The following is a 23,166-nucleotide window of genomic DNA, read 5'->3' on the forward strand; positions in this document are numbered from 1 at the left end:
TTCACCACACCTTGTTGGCCTGTCTGCCCTTGGTTGTTTGGTGAGACGGGCGCAGATGGCTGCACATTCAGCGTTTCTTGGTTCGAGTCCTTGCCGTTCACCGAGGCCTGAAGTTGTTTATCACCACTTTGCTGTGCAGGCAGCTCGGCGGTGTAACTGCCATCGGCGTTGGGGGTTACAGGCAAGGTGTGTGTGTTGCCATCAATGGTGACATCAATGCTTTGAATGTCTTTGACTTGATTGCCGTTTTTGTCGGTAAGTTCCACTTTAATGGTGGGCTTATCCCCTGCGTTCGGGGTTGTGGTGTTTGGCGTAACAACGATATTTTGCACACTGCTATCGCCCGTGGCGTTGCCCACAGTAATGTCAGTTTGTTGGCTGTTGATGCCGTTTAAGGACGCGGTTAAATCGATATTACCGAGATCTTTAAGGGGAACTTGAGCGGTGTAGCTGCCATCATTGTTATCGACCCAATTTAACGTGTCACCTTTCAGGTTGCCTAAGTTAAGGTTGTTTTTGTCTAACCCAGTGATGCCATTACCAAAAGCGTCGGTCGCCGTGACAGTGACCTCCAGCGTATCGCCAGACTTCAAGTTTGTGGTAGGGCCTGTTTTGATGTCGAGCGTATTCACCACACCTTGTTGGCCTGTCTGCCCTTGGTTGTTTGGTGAGACGGGCGCAGGTGGCTGCACATTCAGGGTTTCTTGGTTCGAGTCCTTGCCATTCACAGTGATATTGATTTCTTTGTTGCCACTTTGCTGTGCAGGCAGTTCGGCGGTGTAGCTGCCATCGGCGTTGGGTGTCACAGGCAAGGTGTGTGTGTTGCCATCAATGGTGACATCAATGCTTTGAATGTCTTTGACTTGATTGCCGTTTTTGTCGGTAATTTCCACCTTGATTGTGGGCTTATCCCCCGCGTTAGGGGTGGGGGTATTGGGGGTGATAACGATATTTTCAACTTTTGAAATATCAGTATTATGGCTGACCGTTAAAACGGTTTTTGGGCTAAATATGCCATTCACATTTGCAGTGATATCAATATCACCAAGCGTTGTTAAGGAAAGGTTAACAGCATAGTCGCTATGTCCATCATCACGCCAAGCAAGGTCTTTTCCTTTCATATTCCCTAGGTGAATGTGATCAAAGTCGATATCTTCGATTGCATTACCAAAAATATCTTTTAGTGTGACTAGGATCAGAGGGTTTTCACCAGATTTAAATGTCGTACGATCGGGGTTAATATCTATCTCGATGCTGGCGATAACACCTAACGCCCCAATTTGGCCACTTCCGTCAGGGGTAACTGATTTAACAGACGTTGCTACGCGAGTGGTAAAAGTATGCTCAAGAGAGATAACTTTGCCAATAGCAATTTGAATTTTATGATCTCCCGGTTGTTGACCTGAGATAGTCGAGGCATATATTCCTTTATCAATATCGGCACTCCAAATTTGAGTTAACTCTGTATTTTTATCAATAATGACCGTGACATCATTATTAGCATTAATGGTTGGGTTGCCTTGATTATCAAGTAATTGAAATAAAACTTGGCTTTCTCTACCTGCATAGACTTCATCTACTTCGAGGATAGAAATTTGATGTATTTTTCCACTCACGAATTCAACGGCCTTAGTTTCACTATGATGATTGACTGAAGCCGTAATTTCACTCACACCTGCTTTGAAACTAGTTAATGTCACTTCAACAATTCCATCTTCATTGGTGATTGCTTTATCGACAACGTTGGCATGGGTTGCTGAAAAGAAAACTTCTTGGTTAGTGATAGGATTTCCATTATTATCAGTAATATAGGCTTTGACTGAATTGGTTGTATTGCCATCAGCAACAGCCCCCGTCTGAGTCACGCTAAAGTGACGGATGTGTGCTTCAGTAATATCCGACTTGAAAACCACTTGAGTTTTGACAGGCTGATGGTTGCCAGTGTATGCGCCAATTTCGTATGTCCCCGCATTTTGTGACGTAAACTGTACTTGTGCTTCGCCTTTTGAATTGGTGGTTGCTGTGTATTCCCAGGGTTTAGCGACTTTCATCGCTTGCATTTTTTTTCGTAATTCCCGTTGAAATTCAGATTGGGTTACTGCGCCCGTTTTTGTTTTTTTGGCCGCAAGTTTTAGCGCGTTTGGCAAAATAAAAACAACTTTGGCGTTAGGAACGACGTTTCCATGGGAGTCTCTGGCTATTACATTGATGCTGTTGACATCATTACCATTGGCGAGACCTTTTCCTTGGTATTTAATATCATTGGGGCTAATGCTAATAACCCCCGAATTGGTAATTTCAATCAAAGTTTCTGCGACCGGAGAGGCATTACCTTTGGTATCAAAGGCGGTTCCTTGTAAGCGGTAACGGTTAAGTTTTTGAGCAGCTTCCAGCGTATTTGCCGTTTTATAAGTTGGTAAAATGACGGTTGCGGTTTGATCGGTTGAGCTAATAGAACCGCCTGCAGCTAGTAATTCAGGTGCTTGCCAGACAATCTGCTTAAGTGGATATTTGCTGGTGAAGGATTTAACGAGTGATACAGTTTGCCCTGTTTCGCCTTGAATTTTTGCAGGTAATGACAGGTGCAATAAGGTTTTCTTTTGGTAATCGAGAATAATATTGTTATTACGCTCGACAAAATCATAGCGATTTCCTGATAGGCGACGAGCGTCAGCCACTTTACTTGGGTCTAAATGATGAGCCAAGCTTTTACCAAGCGTCCACGTAAATTGAATTTTAGCTTGAGTCTCTTTTTTGCCCTGACTCCCGATTTTATGGTTAGCATTTAACGTTAAGAGTGGGAATGGTGTCCAGTGAGCTCCAAGTGTCGCGGCTTTCGGGTTTTTTTGACGTTTTGTTTTTCCGAAGAGCGCAACGCTATCACCATAATATTGTTCATATTTAAGGTTTCCACCTAAGTGTGGATAAGCAGGTAACCAGCCTTCAGCTTGAATATCCCAGCCATTAGCAGGCTTGGCATTGAAATCATGGTTTAATTCAGAGGCACTTTTCCATGAAGTCAGTGCGAAGTAGGTATTGGCGTTAACTTTAAGGTAATCTTGCCAGTATTCCACACCAACACCCGCACGGGTATGGTAGTGAGAAAGGTCGTGGTCGATAAAGGCATTAACACCAAAAGTATTTTTTTCCTGAAAGCGACGCAAACCAATGCCATTATTTGTTTGCAGTCGTCCATCATTGCGGTGAATACTATGTTGCGTAAATAACAGTGTATCGTTTTGGTCATACCAAGGGATCAGCCAATCCAACTGGGAGTTTTTAACCGATAATTTCTTATCAAGATTGATGCTTAGCTTGGCATTACCTGATTTGGATAACCAACTTTCAATCTCTTTTGTGGCTTCATTGGTCGCTTTATTTCGCGCGTAATTTTGCGCCATATCGGACAGATCTTTGGTCTTTTTCTTCTGTGAAAGAAAGGTTCCCAGTGTTTTACTGTATTCTGCGACTAAGCGCTCAGTATTATCTTCAGCAATAATATTATCACTGCCTAATGATGGCAGGTCATTGTTATCCAACATTTTTGCATAACTTGGGATAACGGGCATAATGGCGGATGACCAGATTGCCGTAAATATGACAAAGCCGTTAGCGATTTTTTGTTTAACGGTTAAAGACGCGGAGCTCATTCAATATATTCCTAATAGCTAAAATTAACGCGGCTATTTTGGAACGCACTTTAGGGTAAGAGCTTGTGAATTAATTTGACTTAAAGAGAAGCGGATTTTGCAAGTTGGAAAAGATAAGAATGTTAGGTCTTGTCGCGACGAAAATTACAATAGGAAAAATACAATGCAAAAAACAACGTAGATCCAATTGGAAAATTTTGGAATCTTTTCTTCTCAAGATAAAACAAAGAGATAAATAGAGGAATTATGGAACTGACTTTTTTGGGCACCAGTGCTGGCGTGCCAACGAAGGAACGGAATGTCACCAGTATGATATTAAATTTGGTCGGTATTCGAAAAAGTTATTGGTTGTTTGACTGTGGCGAGGGGACACAACACCGTATCCTCAATAGCCCATTTAAAGCGCCAAAAATTGAGAAGATATTTATTACCCATTTGCATGGTGACCATATCTTTGGGCTGCCGGGGCTATTGTGCAGCCGCTCAATGGGGGGCTCGACAGACCCTCTAACACTTTATGGGCCTAAAGGGCTCAAGCAGTATATTGAAACGGTGTTGTCCGTCAGTGTGTCTTATATGACTTATCCACTTGAAATTATTGAAATTGAAGCAGGGCAATTATTTGATGATGGTGAGTTGATTGTGACGGCTTACCCCCTTGATCACCGTGTAGAATGTTATGGCTATCGCATTGAAGAACACGCCAAAAGCGGGCAGTTAGAGGCGAATAAATTGGCGAGTGATAACATTCCCCGTGGCCCATGGATGCAAGCGCTTAAAGCAGGGGAAACGATTACCCTTGAAGATGGCCGTGTGGTGAATGGCGCAGATTACCTTGGTGAACCTATCCCCGGTAAGGTTATTGCCATTTTTGGTGACACACAACCGACACCGCAAGCCCTTGAACTGGCTAGAAATGCGGATGTGATGGTGCATGAAGCCACGTTAGAGGCAGCTTTTGCAGAAAAAGCGAATGAACGCGGGCACTCAACAACAGCCCAAGCGGCACAATTAGCCCGTGAAGCTGGGGTAAAACGTTTTATTGCCACTCATTTGAGTGGGCGTTATATGAGCGAAGATATTCCAAGGCTACTCGCAGAATGCCAAGCTGAATTTGCTGCGACCGAAATCGCGGAAGATTATTTGACGGTGAAGATTTGATTTTGCGGGCAATAGTGAGCCCGCCACCTATTTTTGACTCAGTAAATCACTTTCACAAAACCATTACGGCAATAGGTTTCATACTCATCGGAAAGCTGCCTGTTTGTGACTATCACATCAAATTGTGACAATTCCCCCATATTGGCTGTCGCGACTTCATCAAACAGGTTATAAGGTGCCAATAAAATTTTACGAATGGATTTTTCCATCGCTTTTTTCTTCATCGGCAAATCGTCGATATTATAACAAGTTACACCATAAGTGCCGTGGACACCTGCGGCAGAAATAAAGGCTTTTTTGGGGTTAATTGAGTCGAGCAAGGAAGGTAAAGAAGGGTTGTAAAATGAATCACTTTTGGGACGATACTCTCCGCCACATAATAAGGCTGTGGCGTTTTTTTTCTGACTAAGGGCAAGAAAAACGTTATGGGAATAACAAATCCCCGTAAAGCTGATTTCTTCGGGGATCAGCGAAATCAAGGTTGCCATTTCAATGCCATTATCAAAGAAAATAACGTCATCTTCCGTAACCATGCTGGCTGCGAGGTTAGGAATGTAGAGTTCTTCGGTTTGATCTGGCGTGAAAACATCGGCTTGCTGCTCTTGGGCAACTAAGTTAGCAGGTTGGGTAACAGAAACAATGTAGCCACCAAGCAGTGACATCGGAATAGGACCTTCTGCGTCTGCACTGAGGTCTCGGCGGATGGTCATTTCAGAGACTTCGAGTATCCTAGCGGCTTCTTTCAGATGAATGCGTCCTGAACGTTTCAAGCATTCACTTAAGCGGCGAAGGCGTTCTTTTTGTTTAGTTTCTATCACCCTACAATCCTTTTATGATATACAAAATTGGCGCGGTTAGACCGCGCCTCATCACTTAGTAGTCACTCGGCTTTGTTGCCGTTCCTGTGACAATCGAAACACTGGCACTTGCGCCAACACGGTTTGCGCCTGCTTCAATCATTTTAATCGCAGTTTCACGGTCACGTACGCCACCAGATGCTTTTACGCCCACTTCGCTGCCAACCACTTTACGCATTAATGCAACATGGTGTTCGGTCGCACCCATTGTACTGAAACCTGTTGAAGTTTTCACAAAACCGACGTTAATTGTGCGGCAAATTTCACAAACTTGTGTAATTTCTTCATCAGTTAACAGGCAGTTTTCTAAAATTACTTTTAATGTAGCATTACCGCAGGCAGCAAATACGGCTTCAATGTCTTTACGAACAAAGTCTAAATCACCGCTTTTTAACATGCCAACGTTAATCACCATATCCACTTCATCTGCACCGCGGCGTACAGCTTCAGCGGCTTCAAAGGCTTTTGCTTCGGTTAAACAAGCACCTAAGGGGAAGCCTACCACACAGCAAACTTTTACGTCGCTATTTTTTAAAAGCTCACTGGCTAAAGGGACGTAGCCTGTATTTACACATACGGAAGCAAAGTGGTATTCAGCCGCCTCTGCACATAATTTTGTAATATCACTGACAGTCGCGTTAGCAGCAAGTAAAGTGTGATCAATATATTTTGCTAAGTCTTGCATTTTCAACTTTCCTATATAAATGTGGGATAGACAACAAAGAATGAGGAAATGTGGTAGATGTAACACTTGATCATTCGTTATTCGAGATCCTAATCACAAATGATATTTTTGCAACATGATAATGTTACTATCATATCATTATGTGATTTATTTAACACGAGGGGCATCATGGATATAGCAGTTATTGGTTCAAACATGGTTGATTTGATCACTTACATCGATCAAATGCCAAAAGAAGGCGAAACGTTAGAAGCGCCCGCTTTCAAAATTGGTTGTGGTGGTAAAGGTGCAAATCAGGCGGTTGCTGCTGCTAAATTAAATTCGAAAGTGATTATGTTAACCAAAGTTGGGGATGACATTTTCGCGGATAACACCATCCGTAACCTTGAGTCTTACGGTATTAACACCCGTTATGTTGAAAAAGTGCCTTGCACATCGAGCGGTGTTGCGCCGATTTTCGTCAATCAAAACTCATCAAACAGTATTTTGATCGTTAAAGGGGCCAATAAATTCTTATCACCAGAAGATATCGACCGTGCAGCGGAAGATCTAAAAAAATGTAAGTTGATCGTCCTGCAGTTAGAAGTGCAGTTAGAAACGGTTTACCACGCAATTTCATTTGGTAATAAAAATGGCATCCCTGTGCTGCTTAACCCAGCCCCTGCGCAACGTTCGCTTGATTTGGATTTTGCTTGTCGCTGTGATTTCTTTGTCCCGAATGAAACGGAATTAGAAATTTTAACCAATATGCCAGTAGATACAATGGATAACGTCCGCCGTGCAGCACAATCTCTGCTGGATAAAGGGTTGAAAAATCTCATTGTGACCTTAGGGGAAAAAGGCGCACTGTGGATGACTCGCGATAGCGAGTTACATATACCGGCAATCAAAGTGAATGCCATCGATACGAGTGGTGCGGGGGATGCCTTTATCGGCTGCTTCTCTCATTACTATGTACACACGGGGAATATTGAAGAAGCACTGAAAAAAGCAGTGATGTTTTCTGCATTTAGTGTGACAGGGAAAGGGACTCAATCTTCTTATCCAAGTGTTGAGCAATTCAATGAATTTGTGCAAATCAACACTTCAAACGCATAGCTAAATAATAAAACTCAACGTAGCTGTATACCCTTTGATGGTTTAATCCGCCATTAGAGCTGAATAGGAACTCATAGGGTATAAATTATAAAAATATAAGGGTTACTATGAACATTAAGAACATCACTCAGTTACCTGATGGGTACCTGAGCCGGACTCCTCTATTCCAATTTATCCTACTATCGTGCTTATTCCCTTTGTGGGGATGTGCCGCAGCATTAAATGATATTTTAATTACCCAGTTCAAAAGTGTCTTTGAACTCAGTAACTTCGCGTCAGCTTTAGTACAAAGTGCGTTCTATGGCGGGTACTTTTTAATCGCTATTCCTGCCTCTTTAGTGATCAAAAAAACCAGCTATAAATATGCGATTATGGTGGGGTTAATTCTCTATATCGCTGGTTGCAGTATGTTCTTCCCTGCGTCCCATATGGCGACTTATACCATGTTCTTGGCGGCAATCTTTGCTATTGCGATTGGTTTAAGCTTCCTTGAAACCGCCGCGAACACTTATAGTTCAATGATTGGCCCTAAACAATACGCCACATTACGCTTAAATATCAGCCAAACCTTCTACCCAATCGGAGCTGCGGGTGGGATATTACTGGGCAAATATTTAGTGTTCTCTGAAGGGGATAGCTTACAAAGCCAGATGGCAGGCATGAATGCAGAGCAAATTCATGAGTTCCGTTTAGCGATGTTGGAAAACACCCTTGAACCATACCGCTATATGATTATGGTCTTGGTCGTCGTGATGATCCTCTTCCTTATTACCAAGTTCCCGAAATGTAAAGTGGCAGAAACCCAAGATCATAAACGCCCAACCGCATTAGAAACCTTAAGATATTTAGCAAAAAATAGCCGCTTTAGAAAAGGGATCATCGCCCAATTCTTATATGTAGGTATGCAAGTTGCGGTCTGGTCATTCACTATCCGTTTAGCGTTGGAAATGGGTGATATTAATGAGCGTGATGCTTCGAATTTCATGGTGTACAGCTTTGCATGTTTCTTTATTGGTAAGTTTATCGCCAATATATTAATGACTCGCTTTAATGCAGAAAAAGTCCTGATTATTTACTCGGTGATTGGTGCGCTATTCTTAATTTATGTTGCATTTATTCCTAGCTTCACTGCGGTCTATGCAGCGGTGATGGTGAGTATTCTGTTTGGGCCTTGCTGGGCAACAATTTATGCAGGTACATTGGAGACGGTAGATAACGAGCACACCGAAATGGCGGGTGCGGTGATTGTGATGGCAATTGTTGGTGCTGCTGTTGTGCCCGCTATTCAAGGATACGTGGCTGACGTACTGCACTCTCTGCAACTTTCTTTCTTAGTCTCCATGCTGTGCTTTGTATATGTCGGTATTTACTTTGTGGGTGAACGCCGCTTTAAAGCCAGACAAGAGGCTAAATAACGTCTAGCTTGGGCGGTGAAAGCTGCCCAATTCTGTTAACTCACGTGAGTATGAAAATGAATACACGAATTCCTCTTCACAAAAGCGTATTTACGGAAAACCCGACGCTTATTCTAAAAAATGACCAATTCACCGCCACTGCATTTCGTTATCACACTGGCGTGGAAGGTTTACGTATTGAAAACCAACAAGGTTACTTAACTATTTTGCCTTTTCTCGGGCAAATGATTTGGGATGCTGAATTTTGTGGCCAAAATCTGAAAATGGAAAATATGTTTTCAGCACCTAAATCAGTTCCTACGGTTATTGAGACCTATGGTTGTTTTGCTTTTCACTCAGGTTTAATTAGTAATGGCTGCCCTTCACCAGAGGATAACCACCCATTGCATGGTGAAATGCCGTGTGCCCCGATGGAGAGTGCTTGGCTAGAATTGACTGAAAATCGTTTAAAAATTTGTGGTGAATATGAGTATGTCATGGGGTTTGGCCATCATTACCGCGCTGCGCCGTTTGTGTCATTAAAGGCGAATAGTTCGCTGTTTGATATTCATATGTCTGTGACTAATTTGTCGTCAGTGCCAATGCCACTTCAATATATGTGCCATATGAATTATGCCTACGTGGATAATGCAACATTGACGCAAAACATCCCTGAACAGGCGATTAAACTTCGCGAATCAATACCAGGACATGTGCACCCAACGGAAAAGTGGCTCGAATTTAACGAGGCATTGAAATCTGGCACGATAAAATTAAATCAGCTTAACCAACCACAAATGTGTGACCCAGAAATTGTGTTCTTTATGGATAATCTGAGCCAATACACAGAAAACCCTGAGTTTAGAATGACATCACCAGCGGGGAACACCTTTGTCACGCAATTTAAGTCCAGCGAACTGAACTATGCAACACGGTGGATTTTATATAATGGCGACCAAAAAGTGGGGGCATTTGTATTGCCTGCAACGTGCCGACCAGAAGGTTTCTTGGCGGCGAAGAATAACCAAACCCTAATTTGGCTCGACGCAGGGCAAACCCGTGAATTTACGGTGACTACAGGTGTTGAACAGTAGTTTTTCACGACTAAAGGCAGCAAGATGCTGCCTTTTACTCATATTGCTGGCATTCATCTTCTAAATCGGCAAGTAGCTGTGCGGCATCATTCACAGGTGTTTTTTTCCCATCAGGTTGCATCATTAGCGCGACCTTAATATTCGCTTCATGCATATCAGGTAAAATTTCTGTCATTAAGTGTTCAAGGGTAAATGGCATTGGCGTAAAATTAGCCCATTCGCCTGTTAAGCACGACTCCACATACGCTTTTGCAGGCCATAGGGGGAGAGAGAGGCACTTGTCATTATCCCATGTCGTGACGAGGTTCTGCCCATCGCCGATGCTCCAAACTTGCTGCCAATCGGCGATTTTACCGACAAAATAGCGGTACTTTTCGGGTGAACTTAGCGCCGAAACATTTTGAATTTCTTTCTCATTAGGGGAAAATATTGGGTTATTCATTATTGGATGATCTAAAAAGTAATTGATAATTATTGGGAAAATAATATTTATAATTGTTATCTTAATAACACGATAACGTAAAACAACGCACAGTAAAACGATTAAAAAAATATCTATCAGATGAATTTTAGGGCGGTTAGAGATGATAGAAGTATTACTTGAAAAATATGCCATTGGCATGACTATTATTGCAGTGTGTCTCATGCTGTATGTTGGTTTCGAGATATTCCATAAGCGACGTAAACATAAGCACAAACATAAAAGCATTATTATTCACATTATTCAAACGGTTGTGTTATGTAGTGTCGTGGTGGTGGCTGCGCAATATGTTGATATGGCCGCGGCAGATTTTGATTTGAATTTTATTTCTACACCATTGGTTAATTTTATCACGATCGCATTGATTGCTTTGATTTTAATGCGAAAATTATTCCAGCTTGCCAACCGGTTAGAAAAGACACAAATTAAAAAAGGCAGTGACCCCACTTCGGCTCGTATCGTTGCTCGTGTGTTTAAAACTACCGTATTTGTCATTATGGTACTGCTATTTGGTGAACATTTTGGCTTGAGTCTGTCAGGGCTGATGGCGTTTGGGGGCATCGGCGGTATTGCTATCGGTATGGCGGGTAAAGATATCTTGAGTAACTTTTTCTCAGGATTGATGCTGTATTTTGACCGGCCGTTTAACATTGGGGATTGGGTTAGCTCGCCCGATCGAAACATAGAAGGCACGGTAGTGGAAATTGGCTGGCGGATCACCAAGATCATCACCTTTGACCATCGACCATTGTATATCCCCAACTCGGTATTTTCGTCCATTAGTGTGGAAAACCCTGGTCGCATGACCAACCGTCGGATCAAAACGGAAATCGGCTTACGCTACGAAGATTCCGATAAAATTGGCGCGATCGTCGACGATATTCGCACTATGTTGCAGCAAGATGAAAATATCGATACCAGCCAAACTCTGCTGGTGTATTTTGATACGTTTGCAGATTCATCGTTAAATATTATGGTGTACTGCTTTACCAAAACCACGGTTTGGGCTGAGTGGTTAGCGGCGCAACAGGGCGTTTATTTAAAGATCATTGAGATTGTTAAACGCCACGGTGCAGACTTCGCTTTCCCATCACAAACATTGTATGTGGAAAAAAACCACTAACGTCCCATACAGGATAAATTGACCGACTGATTTCATAGATTACGGTTATTAGTTGGTCATTTTATCTGTAAATTTAAAATTATTTGATTTTATATTTTGGGGGAGTTGCTGGGGGGCATGAGTATTTTTATGCTATTAACCAGTGGCTTATAAAAAATATTCGACTCCACGTATTTTCTGTTTTTTTACCGCAGCGCAAATCATTTCAATTCCCTGATCTATCAAGTATATTGACCGCCTCTTTTCCTCCGCTAACTAAGAGCCAGACTGCTATGAACAAAATCAATGTGGCATGTAGCCAGGGGGTCGCAATCTATTTCACTAACCAATTCCAGTGGGTAGATATTCGCGATGCACAGTTAAACAATATTGCTGCGGTGGTGCTATCTGAACAAGATGCCAACCAAGGGCTGTGGGAAAGGATCGCACAGAGTCAACTGAGTATTCCGCTGTTTATCATCAGTGATAAACAGCTGCCAACAGATGAAAACTTACCGCCTTATATCACGGCATTATTGCCACCCGCGCCCTCCGAGCGGGAAGAAAACAGCCGCCAATTGCTTGATGCTGCGAATCAGTATCTTGAGCAGTTATTACCGCCATTTTTTGCGCGAATGATGGATTATGCTGCGGGCCATAACGTCACGTTTGCTTGCCCAGGCCACCAAGGTGGGCAATTTTTCCGCCGCCACCCAACGGGTGAACAATTTTACCAATTTTATGGTGAGAATTTATTCCGTACGGATTTATGCAATGCGGATGTAGCGATGGGGGATTTGCTGATCCACGAAGGTGCAGCAAAAGAAGCCCAAAAGTTTGCGGCAAAAGTGTTTAATGCAGACAAAACCTATTTTGTCCTCAATGGCACATCGTCTTCCAATAAAGTGGTGCTTAATGCATTATTAACACCAGGCGATTTGGTGTTATTTGACCGCAATAACCATAAATCCAACCACCACGGCGCGCTAATTCAAGCAGGTGCAACCCCCGTTTATTTAGAAACGGCGCGTAATCCGTTTGGTTTTATTGGTGGTATTGATGCCCATTGTTTTGAAGAGCATTATTTACGTGAGCTAATCCAAGATGTGATGCCAGAAAAAGCCCAGCAAACACGGCCTTTTCGCTTGGCGGTGATCCAACTCGGTACTTACGACGGCACGGTGTACAACGCAAGGCAAGTGGTCGATAAAATCGGTCACTTATGCGATTATATTTTGTTCGATTCGGCGTGGGTCGGCTATGAACAATTCATCCCAATGATGCGCCAGTGTTCACCATTGTTGCTTGAATTAAATGAAAACGACCCAGGCATTATGGTTACTCAGTCAGTGCACAAGCAGCTGGCAGGCTTTTCACAAGCGTCACAGATTCACAAAAAAGATAACCATATCAAAGGGCAAGAACGTTTTGTTTCCCATAAGAAACTGAATAATGCCTTTATGATGCACGCCTCGACCAGCCCATTTTATCCCTTATTTGCCTCGTTAGATGTTAATGCGCGTATTCACCAAGGTGCAGCGGGTGAAATGATGTGGATGGATTGCGTGAAAACAGGTATTGAAGTGCGCAAATCAATTTTTCAGCACTGCCGCTATTTTAGGCCGTTTGTACCTGAATTGATTGAGGGCAAGGCGTGGCATGAATACCCGACAGAGCAAATTGCCTCTGAGCAACGTTTCTTTAATTTTATTCCAAAAGAGCGTTGGCATGCCTTTGAGGGGTATGCCCAAGACCAATATTTCGTCGACCCATGCAAACTGATGCTAACAACGCCGGGTATTGATGTGGAAAGTGGGGAATATGAGTCGTTTGGTGTTCCTGCGACTATTTTTGCGCATTTTTTACGTGAGCACGGTGTGATCCCCGAAAAATGCGACTTAAACTCGATTCTGTTTTTATTAACCCCTGCGGAAACGACGGAAAAACTCGCGCTGTTAGTCTCTCATTTGGTACGTTTTGAGCAATTATTGGATGAAGATGCATTATTAGAAGATGTACTCCCATCAGTATATCAACGCTACCAAGCGCATTATCAAGGTTATACGTTACGCCGTTTATGCCAAGAAATGCACCAATTGAGCGTTAATGACAATATCAAGCAGCTGCAAAAAGAGATGTTCCGCAAGGCGCATTTCCCTGAAGTAAAAATGAACCCACAACAAGCGCATTTGGAATTTATACGTGGTAACTGCGAATTATTGCCACTTGATGAACTTGAAGGACGCGTTGCGGTAGAAGGGGCATTGCCATACCCACCGGGTGTTTTGTGTGTTGTGCCGGGAGAGGTGTGGTCAGGCCCTGTGCTGCGTTATTTCAAAGCGCTTGAAGCGGGCATCAATGCACTACCGGGCTTCGCACCTGAGTTACAAGGCGTGTATATTTCGAAAAACGAAGGCGAGAAAAAACGTGTCTATGCGCATGTTTTAAAATAATTTCCTTCGTATTCAGACTTTAAGCGTAGATTTTGCCTTATAGGGTGGTTACATTGGAGTTAGGGCCATCTCTGACTCCAATTTTATAAGGTAAGGTATGAGCAAAAAAATCATCCTCGATTGTGACCCGGGCCATGATGATGCTATCGCATTATTACTGGCTTACGGTAACCCTGATATCGATTTATTGGCTGTAACGACCGTTGCAGGTAACCAAACCCTTGAAAAAGTCACTCATAATGCGCTGGCAATTGCGGAAATGGCCAAGATCACAGGCATTCCATTTGCCGCGGGTTCTGTTCGTCCATTAGTTCGAGATATTGAAGTTGCGCCAGATATTCACGGTGATTCAGGGCTAGATGGGCCTGTTTTACCCACCCCAACTTTGCAACTTGATGAAAGGCATGCAGTTTCATTGATTATCGATACCATCATGTCACATCCCCCTAAAACAGTAACATTAGTCCCGACAGGGGCACTGACAAATATTGCACTGGCTGCCCGCCTTGAACCGCGTATTGTTCAGCGGGTGAAAGAGGTGGTTTTGATGGGAGGCGGCTACCATGTGGGTAATTGGAGCGCCGTAGCTGAGTTCAATATCAAAATTGACCCTGAAGCGGCACATATCGTCTTCAATGAAAAATGGCCATTGACGATGGTCGGGTTAGACTTGACCCATCAGGCACTGGCAACGCCTGATATCGTGAAAGAAATTGCAGCGATTGGTAGTGATTGTTCGCAGTTTGTCGTCGAACTACTGGATTTTTTCGGCAAGATGTACAAACAAGCTCAAGGTTTTGATGCCCCACCTGTTCATGACCCTTGCGCGGTCGCTTATGTGATTGACCCTTCTGTGATGACCACGCAAAAGGTACCTGTGGATGTCGAACTGACGGGTTCGTTAACGCTTGGTATGACGGTTGCTGATTTCCGCCATTCTGCTCCAGCGGATTGCCATACTCAGGTTGCCGTCAAACTTGATCATCAGAAGTTTTGGCAGTTAATTGTGAATGCTTTAAAAAATATTGGATAATCAATGAGTAATGAATTAGAACAATTGCCTTACGAGGCATTGATTGAACGTAGCATGAACAGCTTACAAGCGAAAAACCAATTTCATTGTGAGACATGGAAGTTGGATGAGGCTGATTGGTCCGTTGACCAAGACGAAGGTACCATTATCTTTCATGCCCCTGATAACATTATGGCGACAGCACCCGTGCAGATTATTGGCACTTACGACCAAAGCCAAGGAAGTTGGATGTGGAGCTGGGCAAATACGTCAATTGATAGTGCGCTAGCTCAAGACGCGATTGCGGTAAAAGCCTATGGTGAGCGTAAAGACAATGCATTACTGACTGCACGCGTTAGCCAAATTGAAGAGTATGATGCGTGGCAATTAACAGCACTTGCGTGCGAGCTAAACCAGCAGCAAGGTGTTTACCGTGGCATTGCTGGGCATACCTTGATTTTTATGACATTTGGTGATGTTTCCCTCCAACAAAACTAGTTTTTTGGTGCCTTGTTGCTACTCAATAAGGCACTTTCGCATCCTCACTAATTGGCTCTATTTTTTATACTTATTTTTTCTAAACGGGAGCTGCCTTATGCTAACCATTGCACTCGACGCTGCAAATTCAGTCAAAAATCTCGCGCTTGATGCTTTCCAAAGTGCAGGGAAATTCGATTACAAACCAGACCGCTCGGTGGTCACCGAAACGGATTTGCGTGTTGAAGAACAAATTCGTGAACTATTTGCCAAGCGCACGCCAAACATACCCGTTTTAGGTGAAGAGTTCGGTTTTACTGGAGAGCAAAAATTTACTTCGGGCTGGGTGATTGACCCAATTGATGGGACTCGTGCATTTATCTATGGCGTGCCACTGTTTAGTACTTTGATTGCTTATGTAGAAAATGGTGAGCCATTACTCAGCGTGATCAGCTTCCCTGCGATTTCGACTATGGTATATGCATCCCAAGGAGAAGGGTGCTGGATAGATACCAGCGGGCAGCCGTTACGGCAGCTAACATTAGGGGAAAATTCGCCAAAATCACTTTCAAACTCGGTGATTAGTGCATCGGGTATCCATAGTAGCAGCTACAACAGCCGTGAGGGCACGCATGCGTATAACCTTGATGCGGTAGTGGGGCAAGCTCGTGATTTTATTTTCGCTAACGATGCATACCAGCATGCAATGGTTGCAGCAGGGCGCATTCATGGCGCGATTGATACCATTATGAAGCCATGGGACAGTGCCGCGTTAATTCCCTGTATTCGTGAAGCGGGTGGTGAAGTTTGTGCACTTAATGGCGAGCGAGAGCAAGCCATGTTTGCAGGGAGCCTTTTGTCTGCCGCTAGCCCTGAGCTTGCAGACCAACTCATTGAATTGCTCAATAGCTAATCATCAATGGCGGGGTTGGTTTACCTCGCCATATTGTTATCCATAATACTGACCCTTCTATTTTCCTTCATCATTAATTAAAACTAAGTGATTTTACTTATTCAATTTATTTGAGAAAGATAAGCGATTTTATTAGCTTTAACTCAAATAACCTTTGGGGCTATGATACATCCATCGAAGGCAACACGGGTTGCCTCCCCAAATAAACACCGAAGGAATTTATTATGAACATGTTTAAAACTCTGATGGCAGCTTCTGTATTATCTATGATGGCATTTGGTGCTTCAGCAGCAACCTTAACTGCAACAAGCGATACACTGGACTCAGCAGAAGCGATTATTGCCGCTAAAGCAAAAGCAGCAGGTGCAGATAGCTACACAATTACCAGTGCTCGTATGGGTAATGTAGTCACAATGAGTGCAGAAACCAAATAATTTGGTGAATAGACAAACTTATTGAAATATTTTATCTGAAATGGCAATTGATATTTTTAAATATCAATTGCCATCAATAAAATCATCTTCTTCTATACTATATAAGATGGCTTCCCCTTGTTTTAAGGAGTTGTTGCGATGAGCTTCAAATATAACCGTTTAGATAAAGACAATGCTGCAGTATTACTTGTTGACCACCAAACAGGTTTGTTATCACTAGTTCGTGACCAAGACCCTGATAAATTTAAGAATAGTGTTTTAGCATTAGCCTCACTTGCTAAGTATTTTAACTTACCAACGATTCTAACAACCTCCTTCGAAAATGGCCCTAATGGCCCATTAGTTCCTGAATTAAAAGAAATGTTTCCTGATGCGCCTTATATCGCACGTCCAGGGCAAATCAACGCTTGGGATAACGAAGAGTTTGTTAAAGCAGTGAAAGCAACAGGTAAAAAACAGTTAATTATTGCAGGTGTGGTAACAGAGGTCTGTGTGGCATTCCCTGCGTTGTCTGCTTTAGAAGAAGACTATGAAGTATTCGTCATAACGGACGCGTCGGGAACGTTCAACCCAATTACACGTGATGCCGCGTGGGATAGAATGTCCAAAGCGGGAGCTCAGCTCATGAGTTGGTTTGGTGCAGCCTGTGAATTACACCGTGACTGGCGTAATGACGTGGAAGGTTTAGGAACGCTATTCTCAAACCATATCCCTGACTACCGTAACCTGATGACTAGCTACGCATTACTTTCAGAGAAAAAATAGCTTTTATTTTAATCGGATAACGAATATATCAACCCTTGGTACCAAATGGTACTGAGGGTTTTTTGCTCATCAAAAACACGAGTTAGCCATCACACAACGAGAGCGCTATGGTATACTCGCACATCGTTTTTCCTTGGCCCGTTATTTTTTGGGCTATCCCATTGATTTTATAAAGCAAGTAAACCATGCAGCAAAATACACCAAAACAAGGTTATCAAAATTTAAACCGCTTTTCCGTTGCTCCTATGCTCGATTGGACAGACCGCCATTGTCGCTATTTCCATCGCTTATTAAGCAAAAATACCTTGTTGTACACCGAAATGGTGACAACGGGGGCTATCATTTATGGAAAGGGAAACTACCTTGCGTTTAGTGAAGAAGAACACCCTGTTTCATTGCAACTGGGTGGCAGCGACCCTGCGGCGTTAGCCCAGTGCGCTAAGCTTGCTGAAGAACACGGTTACGATGAAATTAATTTAAACGTGGGTTGCCCATCTGACCGTGTGCAAAATGGCCGTTTTGGTGCGTGCTTGATGGGGGATGCGCAGTTGGTGGCGGATTGCATTAAAGCGATGCAAGACGTGGTATCCATTCCTGTGACGGTTAAGACCCGTATTGGTATTGATGAGCAAGATAGCTACGAGTTTTTGTGTGATTTTATCGAAACCGTTTCTACCAAGGGCGGTTGTGAAATGTTTATTATCCATGCACGCAAAGCATGGTTATCAGGCCTAAGCCCAAAAGAAAACCGCGAAATCCCCCCTTTAGATTACCCCCGTGTTTACCAATTAAAGCGTGATTTTCCGCATTTAACGATGGCGATTAACGGCGGCATTAAAACGCTAGAAGAAGCAAAAGAACACCTTCAACATTTAGATGGCGTAATGGTGGGGCGCGAAGCGTATCAAAACCCGTCTATTTTAACGGCGGTTGATAACCAATTGTTTGGTGAGCACTTTCCTGTGACAAATGGTATTGACGCAGTGCGGGCGATGTACCCGTATATTGAAAGTGAATTGGCTAAGGGCGCTTATTTAGGCCATATGACACGCCACATGTTAGGTATCTTCCAAGGTATCCCGGGGGCTCGCCAATGGCGTCGCCATCTAAGTGAAAACGCCCACAAAAAAGGCGCTGACTTAGCGGTGGTTGAACAGGCTCTGGAGTTTGTAACTCGCGGTGAAGAGCAGGTTGGATAGGTTTTGAAAATAAACTAGGAAAATCAACTCATTGATTTTCGGCGGATAACACAAAGCAGGAAAAACCACGCTTTTATCCTGCTTTGTCAACAACCTAAATGCGCCTAAATAGGCGCTTTTTTTGAATGACGAGAAAGCCATTACGGGATCAACAAGCTTGACCCTTGGGTTTTTCTCGACTCAATCGTGGTGTGGGCTTTTTGCGCGTCTTTCAGGGCAAAAATTTGCGATGGCGGTACATCTACATTCACATTGCCACTTAAAATCATATCAAACAACGCATTACTGGCTTGGTCTAGCTCAGCACGGTTCGTGACATACACGCCCAAAGATGGGCGAGTGACGTATAAACCGCCTTTTTGGTTGAGAATGCCCAAATTCACCCCTGTCACAGGGCCCGAGGCGTTACCAAAACTCACCATCAACCCGCGACGTTTCAGTGAATCTAAAGAGGCAAGCCATGTGGATTGCCCCACAGAGTCGTATGCGACACTGACTTTTTCGCCTTGCGTGATCTCTTTAACGCGCGCTGAAATGTCCTCGGTTTGGTAGTTAATCACATCCCATGCGCCAGCTTCTTTTGCACGTAATGCTTTATCCGCAGAACCCACAGTACCAATCATTTTTGCGCCAAGTGCTTTTGCCCATTGGCAGGCAATTAAGCCCACACCACCCGCGGCAGCGTGGAACAAAAACACTTCATCACGTTGGAGTTGATATGTTTGATGGAATAAATAGTAGACTGTCATACCTTTGAGTGAGCTCGCCGCGGCTTGTTCAAAGGTAATACCATCGGGTAAGTGGGCAACAGCGTGCTCAGGCACATTGTGTACTTCGCTGTATGCACCCAGTGGGCCTTGGGCGTACACCACGCGGTCACCGGGTTTGAAACCCGTGACGTGGGCGCCAGTTTTGACGACCACACCAGCCGCTTCGGTACCGAGGCCACTGGGTAATTTAGCCACAGGGTAGAGGCCGCTGCGAACATAGGTGTCGATAAAGTTGATGCCGATTGCGCGGTTTTCGATTTGAATTTCGTTATCGGCAGGTGCGGTTGGGGAATAATCTACAAAGTTTAGAACGTCAGCGCCGCCATGCTGCGCGAACTCGATACGTTTTGCCATGACAATCTCCAATAAGAACCATTCAGTTTCGTTTACAATATCAATCGTTTTACTATAACGCCATGTTTCAATCAGAAGAATTATTGGTTTGTGCTTTTTGTTGAAAACGTTAGCAGGCAATTCTCTCGCCTGAAAGCGCAAAGAAAGCCACAACAAAAATCAGATTGGCGTATACTAGAAGCTGTTCGTTAATTATAGACTTGGAAGCAAATGTATGGCTAAAAAACCCTCATCGAATTTTAAAACAGATGCCCCACGGGATCACCAAATGGAAGGTTTGAAACTTCCCCCGCACTCTCTTGAGGCGGAGCAATCTGTTTTAGGCGGTTTGATGTTGGATAACGAACGCTGGGATACCGTTTCTGAACGGGTCACGCACGCTGACTTTTTTAGCCGTCCTCACCGCACGATTTTCTCGCAGATGCAAATATTGCTAGAGCGGGGCAAGCCTATTGACTTAATAACCTTGTCAGAATCGTTAGAGCAAGAAGGTGAGCTTGATAGCGTCGGGGGCTTTGCCTACCTAGCTGAGTTATCAAAAAATACGCCAAGTGCGGCGAACATCAATGCTTATGCGGACATCGTCCGCGAACGTGCCGTTGTGCGTGATATGATTTCTGTCGCTAATGAAATTGCAGATGCGGGTTACGACCCACAAGGGCGTAGCAGTGAAGACTTGCTGGATTTAGCAGAAAGCAAAGTTTTCCAAATCGCGGAGTCGCGCGCGAACAAAGATGAAGGGCCAAAAGGCATTGAAGCCATTTTGTCCGAAACGGTTGAAAAAATTGAGCAGCTCTACCAGCAACCTCATGATGGGGTGACAGGGGTTTCTACAGGTTATCAAGACCTTGATAAAAAAACTGCAGGGTTACAAGGCTCAGATTTAATTATCGTGGCAGCACGTCCATCCATGGGTAAAACCACCTTTGCGATGAACTTGTGTGAAAATGCGGCGATGACAGAAGAAAAGCCGGTGCTAATTTTCAGCTTGGAGATGCCCGGTAACCAGATCATGATGCGTATGCTCGCGTCACTTTCGCGTGTTGACCAAACGCGCATTCGTACTGGCCAATTAGACGATGAAGATTGGGCGCGTATTTCCAGCACAATGGGAATTTTGATGGAAAAGCGCAACATGTATATCGATGACTCATCTGGTCTGACGCCTACAGAGGTACGTTCCCGTGCGAGGCGTATTTACCGTGAACACGGCGGCTTAAGCCTGATCATGATTGACTACCTTCAGCTAATGCGTGTTCCTTCGCTCTCCGATAACCGTACTCTTGAAATTGCCGAAATCTCACGATCGCTCAAAGCCTTAGCGAAAGAGCTTAATGTGCCTGTGGTGGCGTTATCACAGCTTAACCGTAGCCTTGAGCAACGTGCAGATAAACGCCCTGTTAACTCCGACTTGCGTGAATCAGGGTCTATCGAGCAGGATGCGGACTTAATCATGTTTATCTACCGTGATGAGGTTTACCACGATAACAGCGAGCTCAAAGGGGTTGCGGAGATTATTTTAGGTAAGCAACGTAATGGGCCGATTGGTACGGTAAGGTTGACGTTTAACGGGCAGTGGTCGCGCTTTGATAACTACGCGGGGCCTGCGTATAACGATGAAGACTAAATACTCGTCATATTTTGCGCTGTCGCGGTGTTGGCTACACTCAGCTACGCGGGTCACATACTTGTGTATGCTCCCCGCGATATCTTCGTTTGCCGCCTAGCGACAACTCAAACTATTTAGAGCATTGGAATTATTCGTCATATTTTGCGCTGTCGCGGTGTTGGCTACACTCAGCTACGCGGGTCACATACTTGTGTATGCTCCCCGCGATATCTTCGTTTGCCGCCTAGCGACAACCCAAACTATTTAGAGTATTAAAATTACTCGTCATATTTTGCGCTGTCGTGGTGTTAGCTGCACTCAGCTACGCGAGTCACACACTTGTGTATGCTCCTAGGATTAGCTCAATCGCGGCCTAGCGACGACCCAAACTATTTAGAGTATTAAATGATCCATAAAAATAAAAAAAACTATCGAATGGAAATTGATATTATTTAGCGTATAACAAATAGAGAATATATTGAGCTGCCAACGTGCAGCTTAATTTTTGGCCAAATTAGAGAGAAACAAACGAGGGGATCATGAAAGCGGCAACCGCATTGATAAACCGCCGCGCTCTGCGACACAACTTGCTACGGGTGAAAGAAATTGCCCCAAATAGCCAACTGATTGCAGTTGTTAAAGCGAACGCTTATGGTCATGGGTTAGTTGGAGTGGGAAGTACAGTGGAAGCGTTGGTTGATGGCTTTGGTGTGGCAAGGTTGAATGAGGCATTGCTACTGCGCCAACATGGCATCACAAAACCCGTTGTCTTGCTGGAAGGTTTTTTTGAGCAAGCAGACCTCGAGTTGATGGCAGAGCGCAAAATTGACACCGTTATTCACTGCGTTGAACAACTTGAAATGCTTGAAGCGGCTAAGTTACCGCATTCCCTCAAAGTTTGGATGAAATTGGATACTGGAATGCACCGCCTTGGTGTATTGCCAAAAGACGCTGAGGCTTTTTATCAACGCCTACAACGCTGCCAAAACGTTGAATTACCTATCAATATAGTGAGTCACTTCTGCCAAGCAGATGCACCACACTTACCAACCACTCAGCACCAAATTGACTGCTTCAGACAGTTTATCGCAGGAAAAGAGGGTGAAAAGTCCATTGCGGCATCCGCAGGTATCCTATTATGGCCTGAAGCGCACTATGACTGGGTTCGTCCCGGGATCATGATGTACGGCGCTTCACCTCAAGAAGGAAAAAGTGCGGCGGATTTCGGCTTACAGCCAGTCATGACCTTAAAGTCCACCTTAATCGCCGTGAGAGAACATTCAGCAGGCCAATGTGTTGGCTATGGTGAAACGTGGTGTAGTGAGAAAGATACTCGCCTTGGGGTTGTTGCCATTGGTTATGGGGATGGCTATCCACGTAATGTGCCCTCAGGGACGCCAGTCTTAATTAATGGGCGAAAAGTGCCGATTATTGGCCGTATTTCGATGGATATGACTGTCGTGGATTTAGGGCTAAATGCCACCGATAAAGTGGGTGATGACGTGGTTTTGTGGGGGAATGGGCTGCCAGTTGAAGAAATTGCCGCACAAACGGGCATTATCAACTATGAGTTACTCACCAAATTGACCTCACGAGTTGCGATGGAATATGTAGACGAATAGTCAACAAAGGGTTATTTTCAAGTAACAACGTAATAA

Annotated in this window: 19 protein-coding genes; 14 read left to right on the forward strand and 5 right to left on the reverse strand. The window is 44.0% G+C overall.

Annotation, left to right across the window (positions count from 1 at the left end; all coding sequences use genetic code 11):
- Positions 1 to 3,650: inverse autotransporter beta domain-containing protein (locus ABWP91_RS16875; RefSeq protein WP_353244207.1), on the reverse strand; the 3,650-nt coding region annotated here is incomplete at its 3' end.
- A gap of 246 nt (positions 3,651 to 3,896) precedes the next feature.
- On the opposite strand from ABWP91_RS16875, the gene rnz reads away from it, so the two are divergent.
- Positions 3,897 to 4,811: a ribonuclease Z gene (gene rnz, locus ABWP91_RS16880; protein WP_353244208.1), complete on the forward strand. Its 915-nt coding sequence runs from the start codon at positions 3,897 to 3,899 to the stop codon at positions 4,809 to 4,811.
- Between the two features lie 38 nt (positions 4,812 to 4,849).
- Here rnz and deoR read toward each other — a convergent pair whose 3' ends face one another.
- Both deoR and deoC read right to left on the reverse strand, forming a co-directional pair.
- Positions 4,850 to 5,629 carry a DNA-binding transcriptional repressor DeoR gene (gene deoR, locus ABWP91_RS16885; protein WP_219245562.1) on the reverse strand — a complete coding sequence of 260 codons (780 nt, stop codon included), beginning with the start codon at positions 5,627 to 5,629 and terminating at the stop codon, positions 4,850 to 4,852.
- A 55-nt stretch (positions 5,630 to 5,684) separates the two neighbouring features.
- Positions 5,685 to 6,353, reverse strand: coding sequence for a deoxyribose-phosphate aldolase (gene deoC, locus ABWP91_RS16890; RefSeq protein WP_353244209.1), 669 nt, complete (start codon positions 6,351 to 6,353; stop codon positions 5,685 to 5,687).
- 168 nt (positions 6,354 to 6,521) lie between these two features.
- Between deoC and rbsK the strand changes: the two genes are divergently transcribed.
- The 3 genes from rbsK to ABWP91_RS16905 all read left to right on the forward strand — a co-directional run bounded on the left by rbsK (position 6,522) and on the right by ABWP91_RS16905 (position 9,939).
- Positions 6,522 to 7,451 carry a ribokinase gene (rbsK, locus tag ABWP91_RS16895; RefSeq protein ID WP_219245564.1) on the forward strand — a complete coding sequence of 310 codons (930 nt, stop codon included), beginning with the start codon at positions 6,522 to 6,524 and terminating at the stop codon, positions 7,449 to 7,451.
- Positions 7,452 to 7,558: 107 nt separating this feature from the next.
- Positions 7,559 to 8,866 carry an L-fucose:H+ symporter permease gene (gene fucP, locus ABWP91_RS16900; RefSeq protein ID WP_353244210.1) on the forward strand — a complete coding sequence of 436 codons (1,308 nt, stop codon included), beginning with the start codon at positions 7,559 to 7,561 and terminating at the stop codon, positions 8,864 to 8,866.
- Between the two features lie 56 nt (positions 8,867 to 8,922).
- Entirely contained in the window at positions 8,923 to 9,939 is a 1,017-nt protein-coding gene (locus ABWP91_RS16905; RefSeq protein ID WP_353244211.1) for an aldose 1-epimerase family protein, read from the forward strand.
- A gap of 34 nt (positions 9,940 to 9,973) precedes the next feature.
- On the opposite strand, the gene ABWP91_RS16910 is transcribed toward ABWP91_RS16905, so the two are convergent.
- Positions 9,974 to 10,381, reverse strand: a complete 408-nt coding sequence (locus ABWP91_RS16910; protein ID WP_353244212.1) for a DUF2750 domain-containing protein — start codon at positions 10,379 to 10,381, stop codon at positions 9,974 to 9,976.
- Positions 10,382 to 10,523: 142 nt separating this feature from the next.
- On the opposite strand from ABWP91_RS16910, the gene ABWP91_RS16915 reads away from it, so the two are divergent.
- From ABWP91_RS16915 to dusA, 8 genes are all read left to right on the forward strand, one after another.
- Positions 10,524 to 11,543 (forward strand): mechanosensitive ion channel family protein, encoded by a 1,020-nt coding sequence (locus ABWP91_RS16915; protein ID WP_353244213.1) that lies wholly within the window; start codon positions 10,524 to 10,526, stop codon positions 11,541 to 11,543.
- Positions 11,544 to 11,815: 272 nt separating this feature from the next.
- Positions 11,816 to 13,975 (forward strand): ornithine decarboxylase, encoded by a 2,160-nt coding sequence (locus ABWP91_RS16920; RefSeq protein WP_353244214.1) that lies wholly within the window; start codon positions 11,816 to 11,818, stop codon positions 13,973 to 13,975.
- Between the two features lie 97 nt (positions 13,976 to 14,072).
- The gene (gene uriH / locus ABWP91_RS16925; RefSeq protein WP_353244215.1) at positions 14,073 to 15,008 is read left to right on the forward strand and encodes a uridine-preferring nucleoside hydrolase UriH; all 936 of its coding nucleotides are present in this window, start codon (positions 14,073 to 14,075) and stop codon (positions 15,006 to 15,008) included.
- Positions 15,009 to 15,011: 3 nt separating this feature from the next.
- Complete coding sequence (locus ABWP91_RS16930; protein WP_219245571.1) at positions 15,012 to 15,485, forward strand: DUF6882 domain-containing protein; 474 nt, start codon at positions 15,012 to 15,014, stop codon at positions 15,483 to 15,485.
- Positions 15,486 to 15,582: 97 nt separating this feature from the next.
- The gene (locus ABWP91_RS16935; protein ID WP_353244216.1) at positions 15,583 to 16,377 is read left to right on the forward strand and encodes an inositol monophosphatase family protein; all 795 of its coding nucleotides are present in this window, start codon (positions 15,583 to 15,585) and stop codon (positions 16,375 to 16,377) included.
- 224 nt (positions 16,378 to 16,601) lie between these two features.
- Positions 16,602 to 16,811: a YdgH/BhsA/McbA-like domain containing protein gene (locus ABWP91_RS16940; protein WP_219245572.1), complete on the forward strand. Its 210-nt coding sequence runs from the start codon at positions 16,602 to 16,604 to the stop codon at positions 16,809 to 16,811.
- Positions 16,812 to 16,949: 138 nt separating this feature from the next.
- Positions 16,950 to 17,576, forward strand: a complete 627-nt coding sequence (gene ycaC / locus ABWP91_RS16945; protein ID WP_353244217.1) for an isochorismate family cysteine hydrolase YcaC — start codon at positions 16,950 to 16,952, stop codon at positions 17,574 to 17,576.
- Positions 17,577 to 17,761: 185 nt separating this feature from the next.
- Complete coding sequence (gene dusA / locus ABWP91_RS16950) at positions 17,762 to 18,775, forward strand: tRNA dihydrouridine(20/20a) synthase DusA (protein WP_353244218.1); 1,014 nt, start codon at positions 17,762 to 17,764, stop codon at positions 18,773 to 18,775.
- Positions 18,776 to 18,915: 140 nt separating this feature from the next.
- Here the strand turns inward: dusA and ABWP91_RS16955 are convergent, their stop codons facing one another.
- Positions 18,916 to 19,899, reverse strand: a complete 984-nt coding sequence (locus ABWP91_RS16955; RefSeq protein ID WP_353244219.1) for a quinone oxidoreductase — start codon at positions 19,897 to 19,899, stop codon at positions 18,916 to 18,918.
- A gap of 214 nt (positions 19,900 to 20,113) precedes the next feature.
- Here ABWP91_RS16955 and dnaB point away from each other — a divergent pair, with 214 nt between their 5' ends.
- Positions 20,114 to 21,526, forward strand: a complete 1,413-nt coding sequence (dnaB, locus tag ABWP91_RS16960) for a replicative DNA helicase (RefSeq protein ID WP_219245576.1) — start codon at positions 20,114 to 20,116, stop codon at positions 21,524 to 21,526.
- A gap of 521 nt (positions 21,527 to 22,047) precedes the next feature.
- Positions 22,048 to 23,130 carry an alanine racemase gene (gene alr / locus ABWP91_RS16965; RefSeq protein WP_353244220.1) on the forward strand — a complete coding sequence of 361 codons (1,083 nt, stop codon included), beginning with the start codon at positions 22,048 to 22,050 and terminating at the stop codon, positions 23,128 to 23,130.
- The last annotated feature ends 36 nt before the right edge of the window (positions 23,131 to 23,166 follow it).

Origin of the sequence: Providencia sp., from assembly GCF_040396775.1 — a bacterium.
Lineage (GTDB): Bacteria > Pseudomonadota > Gammaproteobacteria > Enterobacterales > Enterobacteriaceae > Providencia.

Bases quoted from the DNA above. Each gene is read 5' to 3' on its own strand.
- rnz (WP_353244208.1), top strand. From the start codon at position 3,897: ATGGAACTGACTTTTTTGGGCACCAGTGCTGGCGTGCCAACGAAGGAA.
- deoC (WP_353244209.1), bottom strand. From the start codon at position 6,353: ATGCAAGACTTAGCAAAATATATTGATCACACTTTACTTGCTGCTAAC.
- rbsK (WP_219245564.1), top strand. From the start codon at position 6,522: ATGGATATAGCAGTTATTGGTTCAAACATGGTTGATTTGATCACTTAC.
- fucP (WP_353244210.1), top strand. From the start codon at position 7,559: ATGAACATTAAGAACATCACTCAGTTACCTGATGGGTACCTGAGCCGG.
- ABWP91_RS16905 (WP_353244211.1), top strand. From the start codon at position 8,923: ATGAATACACGAATTCCTCTTCACAAAAGCGTATTTACGGAAAACCCG.
- ABWP91_RS16910 (WP_353244212.1), bottom strand. From the start codon at position 10,381: ATGAATAACCCAATATTTTCCCCTAATGAGAAAGAAATTCAAAATGTT.
- ABWP91_RS16915 (WP_353244213.1), top strand. From the start codon at position 10,524: ATGATAGAAGTATTACTTGAAAAATATGCCATTGGCATGACTATTATT.
- ABWP91_RS16920 (WP_353244214.1), top strand. From the start codon at position 11,816: ATGAACAAAATCAATGTGGCATGTAGCCAGGGGGTCGCAATCTATTTC.
- uriH (WP_353244215.1), top strand. From the start codon at position 14,073: ATGAGCAAAAAAATCATCCTCGATTGTGACCCGGGCCATGATGATGCT.
- ABWP91_RS16930 (WP_219245571.1), top strand. From the start codon at position 15,012: ATGAGTAATGAATTAGAACAATTGCCTTACGAGGCATTGATTGAACGT.
- ABWP91_RS16935 (WP_353244216.1), top strand. From the start codon at position 15,583: ATGCTAACCATTGCACTCGACGCTGCAAATTCAGTCAAAAATCTCGCG.
- ABWP91_RS16940 (WP_219245572.1), top strand. From the start codon at position 16,602: ATGAACATGTTTAAAACTCTGATGGCAGCTTCTGTATTATCTATGATG.
- ycaC (WP_353244217.1), top strand. From the start codon at position 16,950: ATGAGCTTCAAATATAACCGTTTAGATAAAGACAATGCTGCAGTATTA.
- dusA (WP_353244218.1), top strand. From the start codon at position 17,762: ATGCAGCAAAATACACCAAAACAAGGTTATCAAAATTTAAACCGCTTT.
- ABWP91_RS16955 (WP_353244219.1), bottom strand. From the start codon at position 19,899: ATGGCAAAACGTATCGAGTTCGCGCAGCATGGCGGCGCTGACGTTCTA.
- dnaB (WP_219245576.1), top strand. From the start codon at position 20,114: ATGGCTAAAAAACCCTCATCGAATTTTAAAACAGATGCCCCACGGGAT.
- alr (WP_353244220.1), top strand. From the start codon at position 22,048: ATGAAAGCGGCAACCGCATTGATAAACCGCCGCGCTCTGCGACACAAC.